Source organism: Lutibacter citreus (genome assembly GCF_003260195.1).
GTDB lineage: Bacteria > Bacteroidota > Bacteroidia > Flavobacteriales > Flavobacteriaceae > Lutibacter > Lutibacter citreus.
Window position 1 is genome coordinate 79,487 of sequence record NZ_QEIH01000003.1, and the last position, 18,962, is coordinate 98,448.

Here is an 18,962-nt window from a genome sequence, read left to right on the forward strand (position 1 = left end):
ATGATAAAGTATCATAATTTTGTCCTGTAACACCAGTAATGTCAAAAGGTTCTGAAGCACAAGTTATTCCATTTCCTGAACCTGTATTTACAACAGGTTGCTTAATAATGTTTACTATGGTAGTTTCAATTGCAGGAGAACAAGTAGTTGTTCCTGATGCAGTTAATTGAATGGTGAAAGAACCATTTAAAATATCATTAGCTCCAGGTGTATATTCTGCTAATGTTAAATTATTAGCATTGGTAAATGTTCCGTCAGAAGTTCCATTAGTTTCCCATAAATATGAACTTGCGTTGGTAGTTGTTGCTATAGAATTTACAGCAAAAATGTCACCTTCACATATTTCAGTAGTAGGGTTATTAATAGTAATTGTTGGAGTGTCTAATATTGTAATTACAATTTCATCATAATCTTCTAAAGCGCATGTTGCATCACTAGTTGCAGTTAAACGTAAGGTTACAGAACCATTGGTAATATCTGCACTTGTAAAAGTATATGTTGAAACTGGATTTGTTGAATTGCTAAACGTAGCTCCACTAGATGAACTTGTCCATAAATAAGTAGTGCTAGCAGTTGTGTTATCTATTGTTGCTCCACTTAAATTTATAGAAGGTACAGAATTACAAAGTGTTGTTGTATTTTCTGCTAATGTTACAATTGGAGTTTCAATTTTATTTAAAGTAATTATTTCAGAAACCGGAGTTGTATCACAAGGAGCAATTCCTTGAACAGTTACTAAAATGTCTACAACATTGCTATCAATTGCTGGGAAATATTGTGGTGTTGGTGAAGTAGATGAAATAGCACCTGTAGAACTAAAACTCCCTGTACCATTAAGTATTGTCCATTCATAGCTAGCCGCGTTTGTATATGTTGCTTCTAATTGTTTAGGAACAAGATCACAAAAAGTATATGTTGTCTGTGTAGCATCAATAGTTGCTTTTTCTAAGATGTTAACAGTTATGGTTTCTGTTAAAGTATTTGTATTACAAGCTCCTTTTGGGGTTGCTGTAATTGTTAAAGTTGAAAAGCCATTAGAAATATCTGTAGCACTTGGTGTAAAAATAGGTTCTAAATCTAAAGGATTTCCTTGAGTAATAGTACCTGGAGATGTAGCACTCCAAGTTACAAAATCTACATTGCTAAAATCAGTAAAAGTAACTTGTCCGGGTTGCACTTGATAAGTAGTACCTTCACATATTTCTACAATAGTAGGGCTTACTGAAAGGGTAGGGTTTTTAATAATAGTATGAACTACACTGGCAACAGCATTGGTAGCACAAGGTGCATTAGCTGTTCCTGTTAAAGTTAAATTTACTTGGCCATTACCTATTTCAATAGGTCCAGGTTGGTAAGTAGTAGTTTTTGCATTAGCTGATGTTATAAAAATACCATCACCTCCATTATTAGTCCATAATAAATTTCCTCCTGCAATATCTACAAAAGAAACACTAGCATCAGTAGTAGTAATGTTTGTCCCTTCACAAATATTTTGTGTTAGACCTGCATTAACAATTGGATTTCTTTCAATAGGAATAGTAACGATTTCAGTTACTAGAGTTGTTCCACAATCTGCCTTTGGTGTAGCTTCAATAGTTAATTCTATATAACCAAGATTAATATCCGTAACACTTGGTGTTACTAATGGATTTAATGTGGTTTCATTATTAATTGTAGTTCCAGTACTTGAAGTATAAATAAAACTTGTTGCATCAGTTACGGTAGTTCCTAATACTTGCACATTTGTTTCATTTTCACAAATAGGAGCTTGGCTTGTTACTGAAATAACAGGCAATGCCTCTATATTTACAGTTATAGTTGTAACTGAAGAAGCTGCACAAGGACTTATTGGGTTTGCTGTTAACTCTAAATCTATTGTTCCTGCTAAAATATCAGCAGTTGAAGGATTATAAGTTGGGTTTATTATATTGGTTATTCCTCCAGTAAAAGTTCCTGTTCCAGAAGCACTCCAAGCTAAACTACTATAAGTTCCTGATGTTGCAGTAGCCGTTGTAATTTGAAAGGGTGTTTCACATTGAGTTAAATCTACTCCTGCGCTTGCAATAGGTTCTGGTATAAAGTTTAATACAATGTTTTCACTTTGAGGTGAAGTACAATGAGGACCAATTGGATCTACTGTTAAAGTAAGGGTAACAGAACCATTACTAATATCTGCAGCAGTTGGTGTATAAATAGGATTTAAAGGATCTCCTGTTGAAGAAAAACCTAATGAACCTTGGCTAGAACTTGACCAATTCGCTAAAGTTACAGGTTCATAGCTATTTATAATAGAAGTTCCTCCAATATTATAAGTGGTACTATTTGCACAAATATCATCCGTGCCAATTGTAGAAATAATTGGCAATGCTTCTAAATCTATTACTATTTGATCTTGAACTACTTCAAAACAAGGAGCTAAACCAGTAGCTGTTAAGGTAAGCGTAACACTTCCTGCAGTTAATTCTGCAGGGGTAGGTGTATATGTAGCATTAATAATATCTGTTGGGTTTGTCCAACTACCATTTCCTCCAACCCAAGCAGTACTTGAATAATTAGAAGCAGTTGCGCTTGAAGTTGTATAAGTGTCAGTTTCACAGATAGTTGCGTCAGGACCTGCATTTACAATAGGTGTATCTACAAAATTAAGTGTTACTGTATTGGTAGTACTTGTATTACAATTTGCTGGTGTTCTGGCTGCTTCTAATGTTAATATTACAGAGCCAGAAGTTACATCGGCAACTGTTGGGTTATAATAAATTGCTGCAGTAGTGTTTAATGGGGTGTCGGTTGGACTAAAAGTTCCTGAGCCAGTAGTTGTCCATTTTAAAGAGTCGTAATCTAAAGCTGTAACTCCCATAATTTCAAAAGGAGCTGCACCTGAACAAACATCTAATGTTGAGTTTATAACGTTAACTGTTGGTATTTTATTAATAGTTAAGGTCATATCATCTATTGCATCAGAATAACAAGGATCATCTTTAGTTGATGTTAAACTAAGTGTAACAAAACCATTACTTATATCTGTTGTTCCAGGATGATATGTTGGCGTTAGGGTTGTTTCTCCTGTAAAAGTACCATCACCACCATTATTAGACCAAGCTATTGTTCCGGTACCGTTTGTTGCACTAGCATCTGAAACTGTAAAAGATTCTCCTTCACATATTTGTCCATCGCTACCTGCATCCGCAGTAGGATTGGCAATTATAATTACTGTTGTAGAAGTACCTAATGTTGGTGAAGAACAAGGGCCAATTGCTTGTCCAACTAGGGTAAAAGTAATTGTTCCTGTTTCTCCTATTGCAGAATCGTATATAGGTGACAATGTATTTTCATTAGTAAATGTTCCTGTTCCTCCACTTTTAGTCCAAGCTACTGTACTAGTGTTGGCTGAAGAACCCAATAAAGTAGCGCTTTGTCCTTGGCAAATAGTTATTGCGGGACCAGCATTTACTGTTGGATTACTTTGTATAGTAATTGTTACCGAATCATCAATTGTTGTACAACTAGTTTGATTGGCAGTTAAAGTAAATGTAACAGAACCAGCAATTATGTCAGCCGGAGAAAACTCATATGTAGGATTTACAGTTTTTGGATTTTTTAGCGTACCAGTACCTGGAGTTGTCCATTGTATAGCTGTTGCATTGGTTACAGTAGCATTTAATGTATAGTTTGGTTGACTTTCACAAACGGTGTCATCGCCACCAGCATCTACTGTAGGTTCAGCATTAATTGTATATATAAATGTTTCTACAGCTGGAGTTATACACGCACTAATTGGTTGAACAGTAAGAGTAAAAGTTACGTCTGTATTTAAATCTGAAAGATTAGGAGTGTATATTGGTGTTACAGAAGTTTCTGTACCATTAAAACTTCCATTTCCACTTGTTGTCCATAAAATAGTACCAGCATTTTGTATTGTAGCACTTAAATTTAATGGGTTTATAGGGCTTGCACATACTATTGCATCTGCAATAGGATCAATAGTAGGTAGTTTTTCAATAGAAAGTATGGTGTCACTTGTTTCAGAAGCACAAGGTGAGTTACCAACGGCTGTTAATGTAATTGTAACAGTACCATTAAATTTATCTGTTGTTCCAGGTATGTATGTTGGTGTTAAGCTGTTTGAATTTGTAAAATGTCCATCTCCATTATGTGACCAAACATATGATGAAGCATTTGTAATTACAACATTTGACGGATCGGGCGTGAAAGTTTCGTTTTCACAAATAGTAGTTGCAGCGATAGTACTTGCTGTTGGCGTATCAACTGCTGTAACAATTACTGTTGAAGTGTTAGAAGTACAGGCATTAGCTGTATTGGTTGTTAAAGTAATAGGAATACCTGCAGAGAATGAGGCATTATTTACATCTGCAAGGCTTGGAGTATAAACTGTGTTTACACTGTTTGTTGGAGTTAATGTTCCGGTAGCCCCAGTCGGTAATGCCCAAGAATAACTAGTTGCAAATTGTGAGGCTCCTCCACTTAAAGTAATTGGTGTTGTTCCGCAAGTTTCTACATCTGTACCTGCATTTGAAATAGATTGTCTGTCTATATTAATTAAAATATCTTCGTAAGTGGTTGTTCCACAGTTATCAGTTACATTTAAACGTACTGTAGCAAAACCATTGTTAATTCCCGTAGTTGAAGGTGTAAATTCTACACCTGTTGGCTGTTTATCGGTTAAATTTCCCGAGGTAGTAGGGAGTAGTTCCCAATTATAAGATGCATACGGATTTGTTATTGTTGCAGGAATAAAGTAGTTAGTTGCAGTTTCGCAAATAGCAATACTAGGACTGCCAGTAATGTTAATTATTGGAGTTGGTTCTACAGTTATAGTAACATTGTTAGTTTCAGTACAAGTACCAGAACCAGAAGTTTCTACCAATGTATAAGTAGTTGTAACTGTTGGAGTAACATTAGGATTTGAAACATTTGAACTAAACCCAGCCGGGCTGCTTGTCCATAAATAGTTTGAGCCTGCAACGTTTGCAGCACCAATGCTTATAGAGTTACCTTCACATATTGTGGCGTCACCGGCAACTGTTGCTATAGGATTAGGTAATAATGTGATGGTAAAATCTTCTGAAACTGTACAACCTGTTGCAGTATTGGTAATAGTTAGCGTATAATCTTCCGTTTTGGTAACTGTAATGTTTAATTCTGAGGTAGTATTTATTACCCCTGCACTTGAAGTCCATTCATAATCTTGATTTGGAGGCGTTGTTCCTATAGCATATCCAAATGTTAGATTTTCACCAGCACAATGATCTTCATTTACAATATTTAAAATAGAAGGAAGAGGATTTACTGTAATAGTACTAATAGGTGAATTAGCTGTAGAACAAACACCATTTTGTACTACAGCTCTATAATATGTAGTTTGTGTTAACCCTGTATAATTTAGTGAATTTGTTGTATTGGCTATGTTAGACCAATTTACAATATCGGTTGAAGATTCCCAACGAATAATATTTCCAACATAACCACTTAAAGTAATTGTACCAATTGATACATCATTCTCACAAATATCAAAATTAGCAGGATTAATTATACCACCAACACTTGGTGGGTCTACTTGAATATACCCAGGGTTAGAATAACTTGTTGAAGCACCACTAGATAAAACAGCTCTGTAATATAAAGATGCAGTATTGTTAGTAATGGTATATGAAGTAGATGTACTAGCTATAGTTACAATACCGCTTGAAAAATCAGATACAGGAGAAGACTCCCAATTTTGAACTGTTCCAGTATGTCCGGTAAGAACTAGTGAAGCACTTGAATTTCGACAAACAGTTGTACCTCCAGTTACAGAACCACCAACAGCATTAGGATATACATTAACGGTAACAGGAGTGCGTGCACTTTCACAACCACTTAAACTTTGTGAAACATAATACGTACCAGTAGTTAAACCAGTTGATGAAGGTAAGGCAGAACCCCCTGAAGGATTGTTGTACCAGTTTACAGTTGCTCCAGCCATAGGAGTACTAGTAACTAAATCGCTTATGGTATAACCAGTACCTGTAAAATCTTGTGCACTTGCTGTTAAAGAGGCAGGTGTTGCAGGCTGTGTATCAATAATAACAGTTGTACTAGGAGAAACACAACCATTGGTATCTGTTACTATATAGGTATATGTACCTGATGAAATATTATTATTAGTGTAAGTACTACCACTTCCAGTATATATAACTCCTCCAGGATTTCTAGTGATCTCGTAATTTCCAGAAGGTAAATTGTTAAATATAACACTACCAAACGGAGTTGAACAAGTAGGTTGTGTTAATGATTGTATTCCAAGTGCAGAAATAGTAGGTTGGTTATTAATTGTGCCAGTACTTGAAAGAGACGAGGTACACCCATCACTATTGGTTACTGAAAATCTATAAGTATCTGGTGATAAGTTAGGTACGTTATAACTAAAACCACTACCTGAATGAGTATAAGTAGGAGTTACATCTCCAGTAATATTTAAAGTCCAACTTCCAGCAGGTAAACCCGTAAGAGGTATGCTACCTGTTGCTACGGAACATGTAGTTTGTGTTGGTACCCCAATAGTAGGTACGCTTGGTACAGTTGGTGCAGGGGTTATGGTAATGTTTGGTAAGGTAATAGTACACCCGCTGCCGTTACTTACTGTAAAATTATAATTTCCAGCTGCAAGACCTGTATAGTTATAATCAGGTGTATTTCCATTATGATCTAATGAAGATCCATCGCCATTATTAATAGCCCAATTACCACCAGTGGTTGGTAAACCCGAAAAATGAACTGTTCCAGTAGATGTTGTACAGTTAGGTTGTGTAACTATAGTTGTTGGTGCATTTGGTAATGCATTTGCTGTAATTGTAACTGTATCTGTATTTGTACAACCGTTAGCATTTGTCCCCGTTACAGTGTAAGTTGTAATTCCTGCAGTTGCTACTATAAAAGAAGTATTATCTGTAACTCCGTTATCCCAAGTATAAGAAACTGCTCCGCTGCCAGATAAGGTAACAGTATCTCCTTGACATACTGTTAAATCGCTCCCAGCTTCAACTGTTGTTTTCGGATTAACAAATACAAGAGACTCAGTAGAGGTAGTCATTCCAGTTGCATCCGTTACTTCACAATAATATTTAGCTTGATTTGATGGATTAAGTGGGTTTATAGACAAACTGTTAGTTGTACTCCCTGAAATATTACCACCATTTACAACTAGGGTTCCTGAACCTCTATACCATTGATAAGTTACAGCACCTGTTGCAGAGAGATTATTAATTGTAAGTACTAGATCGTCACCCTCACAAAAAGTTTGACTTCCAGGTAGAGCGTCAAATGTTGGATTTCCTCCATCGAACAAATTAAAAACAGAAAGGTCACGATACATAATATCTTTATAAGATATTACGTTATTGTAATTAGTAGTTAAAGATGTTGAGTTTGAGACATTCTTCTTTTTATCAATTGGGACACTGTGTCCATTTGTGTAAGTACTTGAAAAAGAAGTTAATACGATAAACAGTGATGCTAATAAAAGGGCATGTCCTTTTATAGAATGAGAGTCGGGGTTAATCATAAATTTAATTTTTGAGGCAATTATTGCTCCAAATATATATAAAGTTATTTGAAGAATAGATGATTTTTATCAATTTAAATTTAGGATTTATTTAAATTATGTGAAAATTATGTGAAAAACACTAAAAATTAAAAAATATTTTTATACAAAATATTTATAGAATAATAGGTTTTTTTTAATTTATTTTTAGGTGTTTTTTTTAATCAAAAAAGAGATGTAAATACTTGTATCGTATAGTGTAACGGTTTTATTTTATGTTAAATAAATCTTAAAAAAAATTAACAATAATGTTAAAGTAAAATTGCTATTTATTCTCCAATTTATTTATTATAAATTTAAATTTTTCTACACTAATTTTTTTTGCTCTAAATATTTTATTTTTATCTAATAAATAAATTACTGGAGTTTGATTTACATTGTATAATGTTTGAAAATCGGTATCTTCTTTTGAATAGTTTCCATAAACAACAGAAGATGGGTAAACATGAATCCAATCATTTAGTTTTTCTTTGAATATGAACTCTTTCCATTCCTTTTTTAATTCAGGATTTATATTAACAGCATAAATTTTTACTCCCTTATTTTTTAAATTTGAAGTATACAATTTATTAATTTTCGGCAATTCTTTTACACAATGTCCGCAAGAAGGATCCCAAAATATAACAATAGTGTAAGGAGCATTAACATTGTATAAATTAAGTTTTTGCTCATTTATGGAAGTCATAAATAAATTTTTAGCTTTATTACCTATCAGATTATCTTTAATTTGTAAATTACTTGTGTTTAAAAATATTTGTTGTTTGGTAGTAAGCCAGTTGTAGGTTTTGTTTTTAAAAAAAGTATTGTAAATATTTATAAAAACACGATCGTTACCCATTATTTTTGCATTTACATAATTGTTTACAAAGAATATGCTTAAATACGAGAACATTTCTCCATTTTTATCCCCTGTACGATTTAAAATATCAGTTATTTCAAAAGTTAAATCTTTTGGTGTTTTTGGAACAAATAAGTCAAAATAAGTATTTATTTTTTTTTCTAAGAATGGATTTCTTAATAAGCGATTATCTGATAAGTTAATCTCTTTAAAATACGCATCTTTTAAAAAAGTTAAAGAGTCTTTCTTTGATGTGAATTTTTCATTATTAAAATAATTTTCTACAGGTTTTGAAAGGTTAAAAAGTAAAGATAATATATTGTTAGGATGCTCTTTAGTAAAGTTGTTTTTATAGTTGTTTAAGGTATTATTTAGATTGCTTATTTTATGTTTAATAACTATGCTGTCATTTTTTGTAGGAGCATTTTCTAATTGTTCAACCAATTTTTTAATTTCAATATTGTTTTGTTTTAGCAAAGCATTAAATTCAAAAAAGCGTGTATTTACCTCTGAATTTACAATAGTACTTTTCTCAGGATTAGTTATGTTTAATGCAATTGAATATTGTTGTTTTTCATCTATAATAAATTCAGTTACAATATTTTTATCAGAATTAACTAACATGTAAATACCTTGGGTATATTTTTTAGTATTTTTAAACAATAGCTCTCCATTATTTGATGCTTTAGCAGAATCTAATAATACGGTGTACTTGCCATAATAGCCAGCCAAATAATGCATTTTATTTTTAAATGATGGTGAATTAATTTTAATTGAAACAATATCTTCTTTTTGTTGGGCAACTAAAGATAATTGTAAACAACAAAAAAGCAACACGATTTTGTAAACATCCATAATTTGGGGGTAAAACTTAAATTGATGGTTGTGAAATTATAATTTTTAGGCAACCATTTGATACAAATATAAAAAAAAGGAATGATATAAAATTATTCAAAATATAAGTAAAATTATTATTTATAACGAAAGCTTTATATCAAGGTTTTTTAACCATAAAATTTCATATGTTTTTTGTGTTTAAACATAAGTTGAAATGAGTAATTTTATTTATTAAAATATAAATGAAATAATAGAATTAACTTCATTAAATTTATGCCTTTTTAAAATGTAATGTTCTAATTAAATTAGAGATGTTAAATATGAATTAATAGGTTATAAACAATGAATAAAATAAAACAAAATACACATTTATTAGCTTCAGAAAAGTTAATTGGTTCTGTTGTTTCAATAGAAAAGAATAAGGCTACGGTTTCATTAAGAATAACTAAAGAAATGTCTGTAGATAAATTTAGTTTAGCACATGGTAGTTTTACATTTGGGCTAGCGGATTATGCTGCTATGGTTGCAATTAATGAGCCTACTGTTGTTTTAGGAAAGGCTGAAGTAAAATTTACAAAACCAGTAATTGTTAACGATAAATTAACTGCAATTGCACAAATATCTGAAGGGGTAAAAGGATCCAAAATTCCGGTTTCAGTTAAAGTTAATAATGCAAAAAATGAATTAGTTTTTGAAGGTGTATTCACCTGTTTTGTGCTAGAAAAACATATACTTGAAAAGTAATTAACTATGAGTTTAAGTGATTGGTTAGGTTTTATTGGTGTTTTTTTAATTCTTATTGCTTATATATTAAATGTGTACAATAAAATTTCAAATAATAGTTACACTTTTATATTGTTAAATTTAATTGGAGCAGGAATTGCATGTTTAGCTTCAACACTAATAAATTATATTCCATTTATTCTATTAGAAGGTATATGGACTTTAATTTCTTTAACGTCCTTAATTAATAAATTTAGAAAAAAGAAGGTCTCTTAATATTTAAGAGGCCTTCTTTTTTAATTTTACGAGGCTTCTTGGATTTTATTTTTAAGGGGAAACTTAAAAATAGCCTTACAAATAATATTGTCTTTTATATTATTCTCAATTTCAACGGCTACTAAAAGTTGTAATTCGGTCTCATTATATTTTTTAATTTTCGATTTTAAATGTAGCGTATCATTTAAGTACGCATTCTTTAAAAGTTCAAGTTTATATAAGCGAGGGTTAGGGAAATCGATATTAGATTTATTTAAAACAATATCTTTTGAAAATCCTTCCATTTTATTATATAAAATGTTAGATAACAGAGCATTGTTATTATTAATATCATTTGTTGTTACAGTGAAGCTTTTTCTTGGAATAGCAATTATATTTTCTATAGTATTCATGTCTTTCTTTTTTATGGGTTTATTCTAATAGGTATGGGTATTCTTATTGTATTTGTTGTTGAAAAATGCTGACAAAGCATAGTAATGACGGCTTTAAACTGTTGGTAAATGTTGGATTGTTTCATAATATTCTAATTTTAATTAATAATTATTTGCATAAAAAAAAGGTGCTTTTTGTAAAAAGCACCTTTTTGAAAATTTATATTTAAATTTATATTCAACGTTTGTTGAAAGTGCTTTTGGTAACAGGAATATGTTGTAGCTTAAAATTACGCATAACATAAACATTGCAAATCGAGGTTAAAATCGACTGGGCTGACATCACTAATGATGTTAAAAACGAATATGTGTTGGTAATTACTTTCATAATAAGTTCAAATTTAAAGTTTTTTTTTTAATAGAAAAGAAAAAAGACAATAATTATAGGATAATAAACATATTGTGTATTTTTGTAAAATATTAAATATAAATATTATGCCAAGTATAAAAAATTTAAAAAAAGATATTAATTACGTTTTAGGAGACATTATTGAAGAATGTTACTCTTGGGAAATGTTAAATCCAAAAGCAGATAAAAAAAATTCTGAAGCAATTATTGATGAAGCAATTCTTGTTTTTGATTCCTTAGTTGTTAAAATTAATGATAAAAATGTTGAAAATTATAAATCTCATTTTAAAACTATTAATAAAGAGCTAGAAGAAAAAGCGAGTGCTTTAATTGAAAAAGTTAATAAGTTATAATTTTATGGATCTTTGAATTAACATTTTTTTTAGTTCAAATTAACAATAATTTAAGTTGAAGTTAACTTATATATTTTGTAAATTAGTACAATAATTAGAAACAAGAATACGTTTTTATTTTAACAACTAAAATTTTGTAATTTATGGCGAGAGCAATGTTTGAGTATACTAAAACAGTACTTGAAAAAGTAAGCTTTAGTTTAGATTTATTTAAAAAAGAATTAGAAAAAGCATTTGAAAGGTTATTACCTTATGAAGTAAAAGAGTTATATTTTTGGTTGCAAGAATTTACTCAATCAAAACCAGAACTTCAAAAATGTTTACCCCTAATTGAAAATAGTAAAAGGAGCCTTTAGGCTCCTTTTTTTTGTAGTGGACTAATTATTTTTACATTATTAAAAGCAATTACACCTCTTATTAATCCATCAATAGAATCTTTTAAAGCATCAATTAAATGGATTTTTAAATGTGATTTATGATAAATAAGACTTACCTCTCTTGCCGGAGCCGGTTTTTTAAATTCTTTTAAATATTTTTTATCATTATCATTTAAATCTAAAGTTTGTAAATAAGGTAAAAGAGTCATACCAAGTCCTTCTTTAGACAGTTTTATTAAAGTATCAAAACTTCCACTTTGTAATTGAAAATTTTGATTTTTTGACCCTAAAGTACTGCATAAATTAATTACGTTTTCTTTAAAACAATGACCATCTTCTAATAAAAGAATATCATCAATATTTAAGTTTTCTACATCTAATTCTTTAATGTTAGATAAACGGTGTTCACTAGGTATAAACCCAACAAAAGGTTCGTAATAAAGTACTCGCTCTTTAATACTTTCATTTTCAAGTGGGGTAGCAGCAATAGCAACATCAATATGCCCATCACTTAATTTCTTTATAATTTCCTCAGTTGTAAGTTCTTCAATTTTTAAATTAATTTTTGGATATTTTTTTATAAAAGATTTTAAAAAGATAGGAAGTAATGTTGGCATAATAGTAGGTATTATTCCTAATTTAAAATCTCCACCAATAAATCCTTTTTGCTGATCAACTATATCATTAATTCGGTTACTTTCATCAACAATAATTTTAGCTTGTTCAACAATTTTTTCACCTATTTCAGTTAACTGAATCGGCTTTTTATTTCTATTAAAAATCTTAGTTTCTAATTGATCTTCAAGTTTTTGAATTTGCATGCTTAAAGTAGGTTGAGTAACAAAACAATGCTCAGAGGCAACTGTGAAATTTTGATATTCAGCAACAGCTAAAACATACTTCAATTGGGTAATGGTCATGGTTATAAATATTTGTGATAAAGATATTGAAACTATCGATAACAGTTATACATTGACGCGTCTTTTTTTCATAAATTTGTTATAGAAATAAAAATAATAATAAAACATATATATTATGAATACAACAATGATTGGATTAGATAAAAAGGAAACAGAAAATTTAGGAATTAATTTGAATGAATTATTATCAAATTTTCAAGTTTATTATCAAAATTTAAGAGGGTTACATTGGAATATTAAAGGAAAGAATTTTTTCGAATTACATGTTAAATTTGAAGAGTTTTATACAGATTCTCAAGAAAAAATTGACTTAATAGCAGAGCGTATTTTAACATTAGGAGGGACACCATTACATACTTTTAATGACTATATGGAAACAGCAAAAGTTCCAGTAGGAAAAAACATTTCAAATGATGTAAAAGCAGTTGAATTAGTAGTTAATTCTTTGTCTGAATTATTGAAAATTGAAAGAGAAATATTAGAAGCTTCAGATAAAGCTAATGATGAGGGGACAAATTCTATGATGAGTGATTTTATTGCGGAGCAAGAAAAAACAATTTGGATGTTAAGTGCATGGTTAAATTAATAATAATTGAACCAAAAAAAGGCCATTTTTAATTAAAAATGGCCTTTTTTTTTAGCTCCAGAATTTTCGTTTAGCATTTAGTGCATCTTCCTGTTTTTTGTATTCATCAACAGAAATAACTTTTAAGAAAGACGGATGTTGCTCAATTTCCATTTCAATTTTAGCAACAATTTCATCAAAAGATTCATTTTCATAATCTATATCCATAGGTTCTTTTATTACTATAGATTGTAACACATTTCTCTTCTTAATATTCAATCCTTTTTTATCATAAGCTCTTCTAAAACCATCTATTACAATAGGTACTACAACAGGTTTAAAAGTTTTAATTATATGAGCTGTTCCTCGTCTTAAAGGTTTAAATGGAGTGGTTGTTCCTTGCGGAAAAGTAATTACCCAACCATCTTTTAATGCAATACCAATATTACTAATGTCAGACATTTTAACTTGTCTATTAATATCCTTACCAGCACTTCTCCAAGTTCGTTGAATTGAGATAGAACCAGCATAAGCAAATATTTTTGGTAACAAGCCAGACTTCATAGTTTCACTAGCAGCTATATAATATATGTTTAATTTAGGATTCCATATATAACCAATGTTTTTTATAGAATCGTCTCTACCTTTTAGCGAAGCATAAAAAACATGTAACATAGCAGCTACATCAGCAAAATAAGTTTGATGATTTGAAACAAAAAGTACATTAGTTTCTGGTAAGTTTCTGATAATTTCAGAACCTTCGATTTTTAGATCATTAAATCTTCTATATCTACCGTGTGATACTACTCCGAAAAAGCGAATAAGCCATTTTTTTATGAATAAAATATGACCAAACGGATTACGTTTAAATAAAGGCATGTAGTTAATTTTGTTTAACTACAAACTTACTAAAAATTAATTATATTTTTTTAGAAGTTCTTTTATTTCACTAAGCATCATGGCTGTTGCACCCCAAACAATGTAACTGTTTAATTTATAGCAAGGTACTTCCATTTTTTTTGCATAGGAGGTAGAGAGCGTTGTAGAACTCATCGCGTTGTCATTTAAAAAATCTGATAATTTTACTTCAATTAAATCGTTTACTTCACGGTTTTTAGTAAAAATAGGAGTGTAATTAATATAGCTTAAAAAAGGTGTTACAAGAAAATTACTTGGAGGTATGTATAAATTTGTCATTTCTTTAAAAACAAAAACATCTTTTTCTTTAAGGCCAACTTCTTCATTAGATTCTCTTAAAGCAGTTTTCATTAGTGAAGTATCTGTTTCTTCTACTTTGCCTCCTGGAAAACTAATTTGAGCTGAATGTGTTCCTTTATAACTAGCTCTTTGGGTAAGTAAAAAATTTACTGTTCCATTTTTATTTGGATAGAAAACTACTAAAACAGCGGCTATTTTAGGTTTTTTAGAATTTACTTGGTTGTTAGAATATGATTTTCTAATTTTTGGAGCTAACTTAACTTGGGCATCAAAACCTGCTAATTTAGCAGTTTCAATTTCAGAAATAATATGTTTAAATTTTAAAAAGTCCATTATATTTTAGCTGTTGTATAAAATGTTGGGAGCTTTAAATTAAACCTTACAGCAATTAACCTTATTGTAATTACAATAAAAGAAGTAAATATATAACAAATTCTTTGGTCTAATTTATAATGGGATAAAATTAAAAAAACAATTGCACCTATAATACTTGCGGTTGCATAAATTTCTTTTTTGAATATAAGTGGAATTTTATTACATAAAATATCTCTAATTACACCACCAAATGAAGCCGATATTGTTCCAAGTGTTATGCAAATAATAGGGTGTAAATTATAGTTAATCCCAATTTCAGTTCCAACTATTGTATACAAACCCAAACCAATTGTATCAAATAAAAAAAGAGATCTACTTAAATATCTTAATTTTTTTCGAAAAATAATTGCGAGTAAAACTCCAAGTAAAATAGGATAGAAGTAATGTACATTTTCAATCCAAAAAACTGGTTTGTCTATTAATATATCCCTTAGGGTTCCTCCACCAACTGATGTAGCGAAAGCAATAATAAATACACCAAATGTATCTAATTTTTTTCTAAGAGCAACAAGGGCTCCTGATATAGCAAAAGCTACAACTCCAGTAATATCAAGAATATCAAAAATCGACATTTTATTTTTATTAAATTTTCGGCAAATATATTAAATTTTTCGAATTAGGATTAACAGAATATTACCATAATTTGAAAATATATATGCCATAAATTTTTGTAAAAAAAATTACATTTGCTGCGTAAAATAATTATAATCTTTAATTACAAGATCAATCAATTCAATTGGTTTCAAATCAGATTTAATCCCTGTAATTTCAATAACTTTTTCGTTTAGTTTTGCAATGGTTTTGTGGTTGCCATTTTGTTTCGCTTTTATAAAAAGTTCTTTAATTGTTTGAACATCATTGTCTGAAAGCAAGGTAACTTGAGGAAATGTTGGTATATATTCTTCAGGAATATCAACTTCTAAAGTGTTATCTATAGAAATTGTTTTGCGTTCAGAAATTACTGTTGTGCCTGCTGCTAAATCACCTAATCGTTGACCTTTTCCGTTTAATAAAATAGTTAAAAGTGCAATTGAACCCGATGCTAATGAAATATCAATAGTTCTTAAAATCCATCTTATTAAAAAGCTTCCAAAAGTAGGTTTAGAGCCATCAATTTTAGTAACTCTAATTTTATTCAAATATTTCCCTGGTGATTGCCCATTCATAAGTGTTTCAAAAATTAAACTATAAAAGAAAACAGGTAAGCTAACTATAGCATAAAATACATATATATTTTCTGTAGGCATAAAACCCAAAGCATTTAAAATAAGTATAATAAGCATATAATAAGACCCAATAATTAGCATATCAATTAAAAAGGCACCAATTCTTGTGCTTAAAGGAGCAACATTTTGTTGAATTGTAATATTTTGAGCAGTTTCTATTTTAAAATTATCCATTAATAGTGTTTAAACTTTTTGGCTGAAACAATTTGATTTTCTACATTCGTTAACTTAAATTTCTCAATATAATTTATTGCTATATTGAAAAGAAACAAAAATATAAAAAATGCGTGAAGCATCATTTGTAAAAAGGAATAAAAATAAATGGTTGTTATTTGAAAATGTTCTAGATAAAAAAGAACAGGTTTCACCTGATAAACTTTCAGATTTATATATTGAAATTACAGACGATTTAAGTTATGCAAAAACATTTTATCCTAAAAGTAATACGGTTTTATATTTAAATTCAGTTGCTTCAAAAGCGCATCAAAAAATTTATACAACTAAAAAGGAAAGTAAAAATAGAATTGTATGTTTCTTTAAAACAGAATTTCCACTAGAATTTTATAAGTATCATAAGCAATTATTAATCGCATTTTCAACATTTTTATTTTTTGCAATAGTTGGGGCTTATTCGGCTTCAAAAGATGGTGATTTTGTACGATTAATTTTAGGTGACAGTTATGTAAATATGACACTAGAAAACATTGAAAGCGGGGATCCAATGGCTGTTTATAAAAAAATGGATGAGGGAAATATGTTTATTCAAATAACATTAAACAATATTAAAGTTGCTATGATGGCTTTTGTTTTTGGAATGTTATTTTCAGTTGGAACTTTATATGTTATGATGCAAAACGGAATTATGTTGGGGTCATTTTTATATTTCTTTCATGATAAAGGGTTGCTTTGGGAATCTTCAAGAACAATATGGATTCACGGTACCATTGAAATTTCAGTAATAATTATTGCTGGTTGCGCAGGTTTGGTATTAGGAAACGGATTGCTATTTCCAAAAACATATACACGTCTGGTATCATTTAAACATAGTTTTAAAGCTGGGTTAAAAATAATGGTGAGTACAATTCCTTTTTTTATTGTTGCAGGTTTTTTAGAAGGTTTTGTAACACGGCATACAGAAATGCCAGATTGGTTAGCGCTCATTATAATTATAACATCATTAGCATTAATAATTTATTATTACATAATATATCCAATCAAATTAAAAAGAATAAATAACAATGGAGAGTAACAATTTTATAGAGTTTAAAAAGGAGCGTGATTTAGGAGCAATAATTTCCGATACGTTTAAATTTATTCGCGAAAACTGGAAAGCATATTTTTTAACGGTATTAAAAATAGTTGGTCCTGTATTGTTTTTTGGATTGGTTGTTTTAATATTTTATATGTTCACAATGTCCAACTTATTTGAAGATATGGAATCGGTTGAAACAAACCCTTTTGGTTTTATTTCTAAAATGCTTTCTTGGGTATTTGGTTTAATATTTGTTTATGTCTTACTGTATACGTTGTTATCAATGTCTTCCTTATTTTTTATAAAATCATATATTGAAAATAATGGAAAACCACTTTTTTCAGAAGTAAAAGAGAATTTATTACAAAATGTTTGGAAGTTTTTAGGGCTAGGAGTTTTAATTACAATTGTTACAGTATTTGGAATGGTTTTCTGTTATATTCCAGGAATATATTTAGGGACCGTTTTATCATTAGCAACATCAATAATGGTTTTTGAAAACAAAACTATTGGTGATACTTTTTCGCATTCGTTTACATTAATAAAAGGAGAATGGTGGAATACTTTTGGAGTTTTAATCGTGGTATGGATGCTATTAATGATTTTAGGACAAGCATTTTCTATTCCAGCTATGATTTACCAATTTGTTAAAATGGGAACAGTAATGGGAGGCGATGATCCAACTGAAATATTTACAATTTTTAAAGATCCAATTTATTTATTATTAAATATTCTTTCATATGTTTTTCAATTTATCTTATACTCAATTCCTTTAATTTCAACTGTGTTTATTTATTTTGATTTAAATGAACAAAAGAATGCAACGGGAACTTATGAGAAAATTGAAAGTTTAGGTCAAAATAATTCAGAAGAATAATTTATGTATAAAACAATCATTTTTATGCTTTTTATTTTGTTTTCGGTTGGGATAAATTCTCAATCGGATTCATTAGTAGTTAAAAATGATAAAAGTATAATTGCTCAAAAAAAGTTTAATTCTAAAAAGTTAAATGAATATAAAAAAGATAAGGATTTTATTTATACTGAAGAAGTTGAAAAGAGAGAACCAACCATTTTAGAACGTTTATTTAATTGGCTTGGTAGGCAATTTTCAAGATTTATTGAATGGATTTTTGGAGTTAAATATGCCAAAGGAATTTTAGCAACTATTTTAAATGCATTTCCTTATATAATAGTTGGTTTATTAATTTACTTTTTACTAAAATTCTTTTTAAAAGTAAATTCTAATTCAATTATTTCAAATGCCTCGAACAGATCATCAGTTTCTATAACCAATGAGGAAGCTTTAATTAAAAATGCAGATTTAAAACAATTAATTAAGCAAGCTATTGAGAAAAAGAACTTTAGATTGGCTATTAGGTTTTATTACTTAAATATATTGAAAAATTTAGAAGAAAAAGAGCTGATTTTATGGGAGCAACAAAAAACCAATGAAGATTATATTAAAGAAATTTCAAAAGAAAGTATTGGAGATTCTTTTAAAAATCTAACAAGGTTATATGATTTTGTTTGGTATGGTAATTTTAATATTACAGAAATTGAATTTGCAAGAGTTGAAGCTGATTTTTTAAACGCAGAAAACTTAATAAAAAAGAGGTAAT

The 18,962-nt window shown here is 29.5% G+C and carries 16 protein-coding genes (1 of these 16 cut by a window edge); 8 read left to right on the forward strand and 8 right to left on the reverse strand.

Annotated elements, in window-relative coordinates; genetic code table 11:
- Together DAD81_RS06460 and DAD81_RS06465 are read right to left on the reverse strand one after the other, a co-directional pair.
- Window positions 1-7,561: the start of a PKD-like domain-containing protein gene (locus DAD81_RS06460; protein WP_111707437.1), read on the reverse strand. 19,451 nt of this gene lie to the left of the window's left edge; the window shows 7,561 of its 27,012 coding nt (coding positions 1-7,561); its start codon is at window positions 7,559-7,561; the stop codon falls past the left edge of the window.
- 304 nt (window positions 7,562-7,865) lie between these two features.
- A complete protein-coding gene (locus DAD81_RS06465; protein WP_111707438.1) occupies window positions 7,866-9,293 on the reverse strand; it encodes a TlpA family protein disulfide reductase in 1,428 nt (475 codons plus the stop codon).
- 324 nt (window positions 9,294-9,617) lie between these two features.
- On the opposite strand from DAD81_RS06465, the gene DAD81_RS06470 reads away from it, so the two are divergent.
- Both DAD81_RS06470 and DAD81_RS06475 read left to right on the forward strand, forming a co-directional pair.
- The gene (locus DAD81_RS06470) at window positions 9,618-10,019 is read left to right on the forward strand and encodes a MaoC/PaaZ C-terminal domain-containing protein (protein WP_218939680.1); all 402 of its coding nucleotides are present in this window, start codon (window positions 9,618-9,620) and stop codon (window positions 10,017-10,019) included.
- A gap of 6 nt (window positions 10,020-10,025) precedes the next feature.
- Window positions 10,026-10,274, forward strand: coding sequence for a CBU_0592 family membrane protein (locus DAD81_RS06475; RefSeq protein WP_111707439.1), 249 nt, complete (start codon window positions 10,026-10,028; stop codon window positions 10,272-10,274).
- A gap of 26 nt (window positions 10,275-10,300) precedes the next feature.
- Here DAD81_RS06475 and DAD81_RS06480 read toward each other — a convergent pair whose 3' ends face one another.
- Window positions 10,301-10,666, reverse strand: coding sequence for a hypothetical protein (locus DAD81_RS06480; protein ID WP_111707440.1), 366 nt, complete (start codon window positions 10,664-10,666; stop codon window positions 10,301-10,303).
- Window positions 10,667-11,140: 474 nt separating this feature from the next.
- Between DAD81_RS06480 and DAD81_RS06485 the strand changes: the two genes are divergently transcribed.
- Window positions 11,141-11,407: a hypothetical protein gene (locus tag DAD81_RS06485; RefSeq protein WP_111707441.1), complete on the forward strand. Its 267-nt coding sequence runs from the start codon at window positions 11,141-11,143 to the stop codon at window positions 11,405-11,407.
- A 143-nt stretch (window positions 11,408-11,550) separates the two neighbouring features.
- A complete protein-coding gene (locus DAD81_RS06490; RefSeq protein WP_111707442.1) occupies window positions 11,551-11,763 on the forward strand; it encodes a hypothetical protein in 213 nt (70 codons plus the stop codon).
- On the opposite strand, the gene DAD81_RS06495 is transcribed toward DAD81_RS06490, so the two are convergent.
- Entirely contained in the window at window positions 11,760-12,704 is a 945-nt protein-coding gene (locus DAD81_RS06495; RefSeq protein WP_111707443.1) for a hydrogen peroxide-inducible genes activator, read from the reverse strand. The genes DAD81_RS06490 and DAD81_RS06495 overlap by 4 nt on opposite strands.
- Window positions 12,705-12,819: 115 nt before the next feature.
- Here DAD81_RS06495 and DAD81_RS06500 point away from each other — a divergent pair, with 115 nt between their 5' ends.
- Window positions 12,820-13,290, forward strand: coding sequence for a Dps family protein (locus tag DAD81_RS06500; RefSeq protein WP_111707444.1), 471 nt, complete (start codon window positions 12,820-12,822; stop codon window positions 13,288-13,290).
- Between the two features lie 51 nt (window positions 13,291-13,341).
- On the opposite strand, the gene DAD81_RS06505 is transcribed toward DAD81_RS06500, so the two are convergent.
- From DAD81_RS06505 to DAD81_RS06520, 4 genes are all read right to left on the reverse strand, one after another.
- Window positions 13,342-14,148: a lysophospholipid acyltransferase family protein gene (locus DAD81_RS06505; protein ID WP_111707445.1), complete on the reverse strand. Its 807-nt coding sequence runs from the start codon at window positions 14,146-14,148 to the stop codon at window positions 13,342-13,344.
- A gap of 36 nt (window positions 14,149-14,184) precedes the next feature.
- A complete protein-coding gene (locus DAD81_RS06510) occupies window positions 14,185-14,820 on the reverse strand; it encodes an NUDIX hydrolase (protein WP_111707446.1) in 636 nt (211 codons plus the stop codon).
- Window positions 14,820-15,428 carry a trimeric intracellular cation channel family protein gene (locus DAD81_RS06515; RefSeq protein ID WP_394340159.1) on the reverse strand — a complete coding sequence of 203 codons (609 nt, stop codon included), beginning with the start codon at window positions 15,426-15,428 and terminating at the stop codon, window positions 14,820-14,822. Before DAD81_RS06515 ends, DAD81_RS06510 begins: the two co-directional genes overlap by 1 nt.
- A 114-nt stretch (window positions 15,429-15,542) precedes the next feature.
- The gene (locus tag DAD81_RS06520) at window positions 15,543-16,262 is read right to left on the reverse strand and encodes an RDD family protein (protein ID WP_111707448.1); all 720 of its coding nucleotides are present in this window, start codon (window positions 16,260-16,262) and stop codon (window positions 15,543-15,545) included.
- 109 nt (window positions 16,263-16,371) lie between these two features.
- Here DAD81_RS06520 and DAD81_RS06525 point away from each other — a divergent pair, with 109 nt between their 5' ends.
- Genes DAD81_RS06525 through DAD81_RS06535 form a run of 3 tightly spaced genes read left to right on the forward strand, consistent with a single transcriptional unit; the run spans window position 16,372 to window position 18,961 of the window.
- Entirely contained in the window at window positions 16,372-17,337 is a 966-nt protein-coding gene (locus DAD81_RS06525) for a stage II sporulation protein M (RefSeq protein WP_111707449.1), read from the forward strand.
- Window positions 17,327-18,217, forward strand: a complete 891-nt coding sequence (locus DAD81_RS06530; RefSeq protein ID WP_111707450.1) for a hypothetical protein — start codon at window positions 17,327-17,329, stop codon at window positions 18,215-18,217. Before DAD81_RS06525 ends, DAD81_RS06530 begins: the two co-directional genes overlap by 11 nt.
- Before the next feature lie 3 nt (window positions 18,218-18,220).
- Window positions 18,221-18,961: a DUF4129 domain-containing protein gene (locus DAD81_RS06535; protein WP_111707451.1), complete on the forward strand. Its 741-nt coding sequence runs from the start codon at window positions 18,221-18,223 to the stop codon at window positions 18,959-18,961.
- Window position 18,962: the final 1 nt, after the last annotated feature.

Excerpts from the sequence above, each read along its gene's own strand:
- DAD81_RS06465 (WP_111707438.1), bottom strand. The coding sequence starts at position 9,293 with ATGGATGTTTACAAAATCGTGTTGCTTTTTTGTTGTTTACAATTATCT.
- DAD81_RS06470 (WP_218939680.1), top strand. The coding sequence starts at position 9,618 with ATGAATAAAATAAAACAAAATACACATTTATTAGCTTCAGAAAAGTTA.
- DAD81_RS06475 (WP_111707439.1), top strand. The coding sequence starts at position 10,026 with ATGAGTTTAAGTGATTGGTTAGGTTTTATTGGTGTTTTTTTAATTCTT.
- DAD81_RS06480 (WP_111707440.1), bottom strand. The coding sequence starts at position 10,666 with ATGAATACTATAGAAAATATAATTGCTATTCCAAGAAAAAGCTTCACT.
- DAD81_RS06485 (WP_111707441.1), top strand. The coding sequence starts at position 11,141 with ATGCCAAGTATAAAAAATTTAAAAAAAGATATTAATTACGTTTTAGGA.
- DAD81_RS06490 (WP_111707442.1), top strand. The coding sequence starts at position 11,551 with ATGGCGAGAGCAATGTTTGAGTATACTAAAACAGTACTTGAAAAAGTA.
- DAD81_RS06495 (WP_111707443.1), bottom strand. The coding sequence starts at position 12,704 with ATGACCATTACCCAATTGAAGTATGTTTTAGCTGTTGCTGAATATCAA.
- DAD81_RS06500 (WP_111707444.1), top strand. The coding sequence starts at position 12,820 with ATGAATACAACAATGATTGGATTAGATAAAAAGGAAACAGAAAATTTA.
- DAD81_RS06505 (WP_111707445.1), bottom strand. The coding sequence starts at position 14,148 with ATGCCTTTATTTAAACGTAATCCGTTTGGTCATATTTTATTCATAAAA.
- DAD81_RS06510 (WP_111707446.1), bottom strand. The coding sequence starts at position 14,820 with ATGGACTTTTTAAAATTTAAACATATTATTTCTGAAATTGAAACTGCT.
- DAD81_RS06520 (WP_111707448.1), bottom strand. The coding sequence starts at position 16,262 with ATGGATAATTTTAAAATAGAAACTGCTCAAAATATTACAATTCAACAA.
- DAD81_RS06525 (WP_111707449.1), top strand. The coding sequence starts at position 16,372 with ATGCGTGAAGCATCATTTGTAAAAAGGAATAAAAATAAATGGTTGTTA.
- DAD81_RS06530 (WP_111707450.1), top strand. The coding sequence starts at position 17,327 with ATGGAGAGTAACAATTTTATAGAGTTTAAAAAGGAGCGTGATTTAGGA.
- DAD81_RS06535 (WP_111707451.1), top strand. The coding sequence starts at position 18,221 with ATGTATAAAACAATCATTTTTATGCTTTTTATTTTGTTTTCGGTTGGG.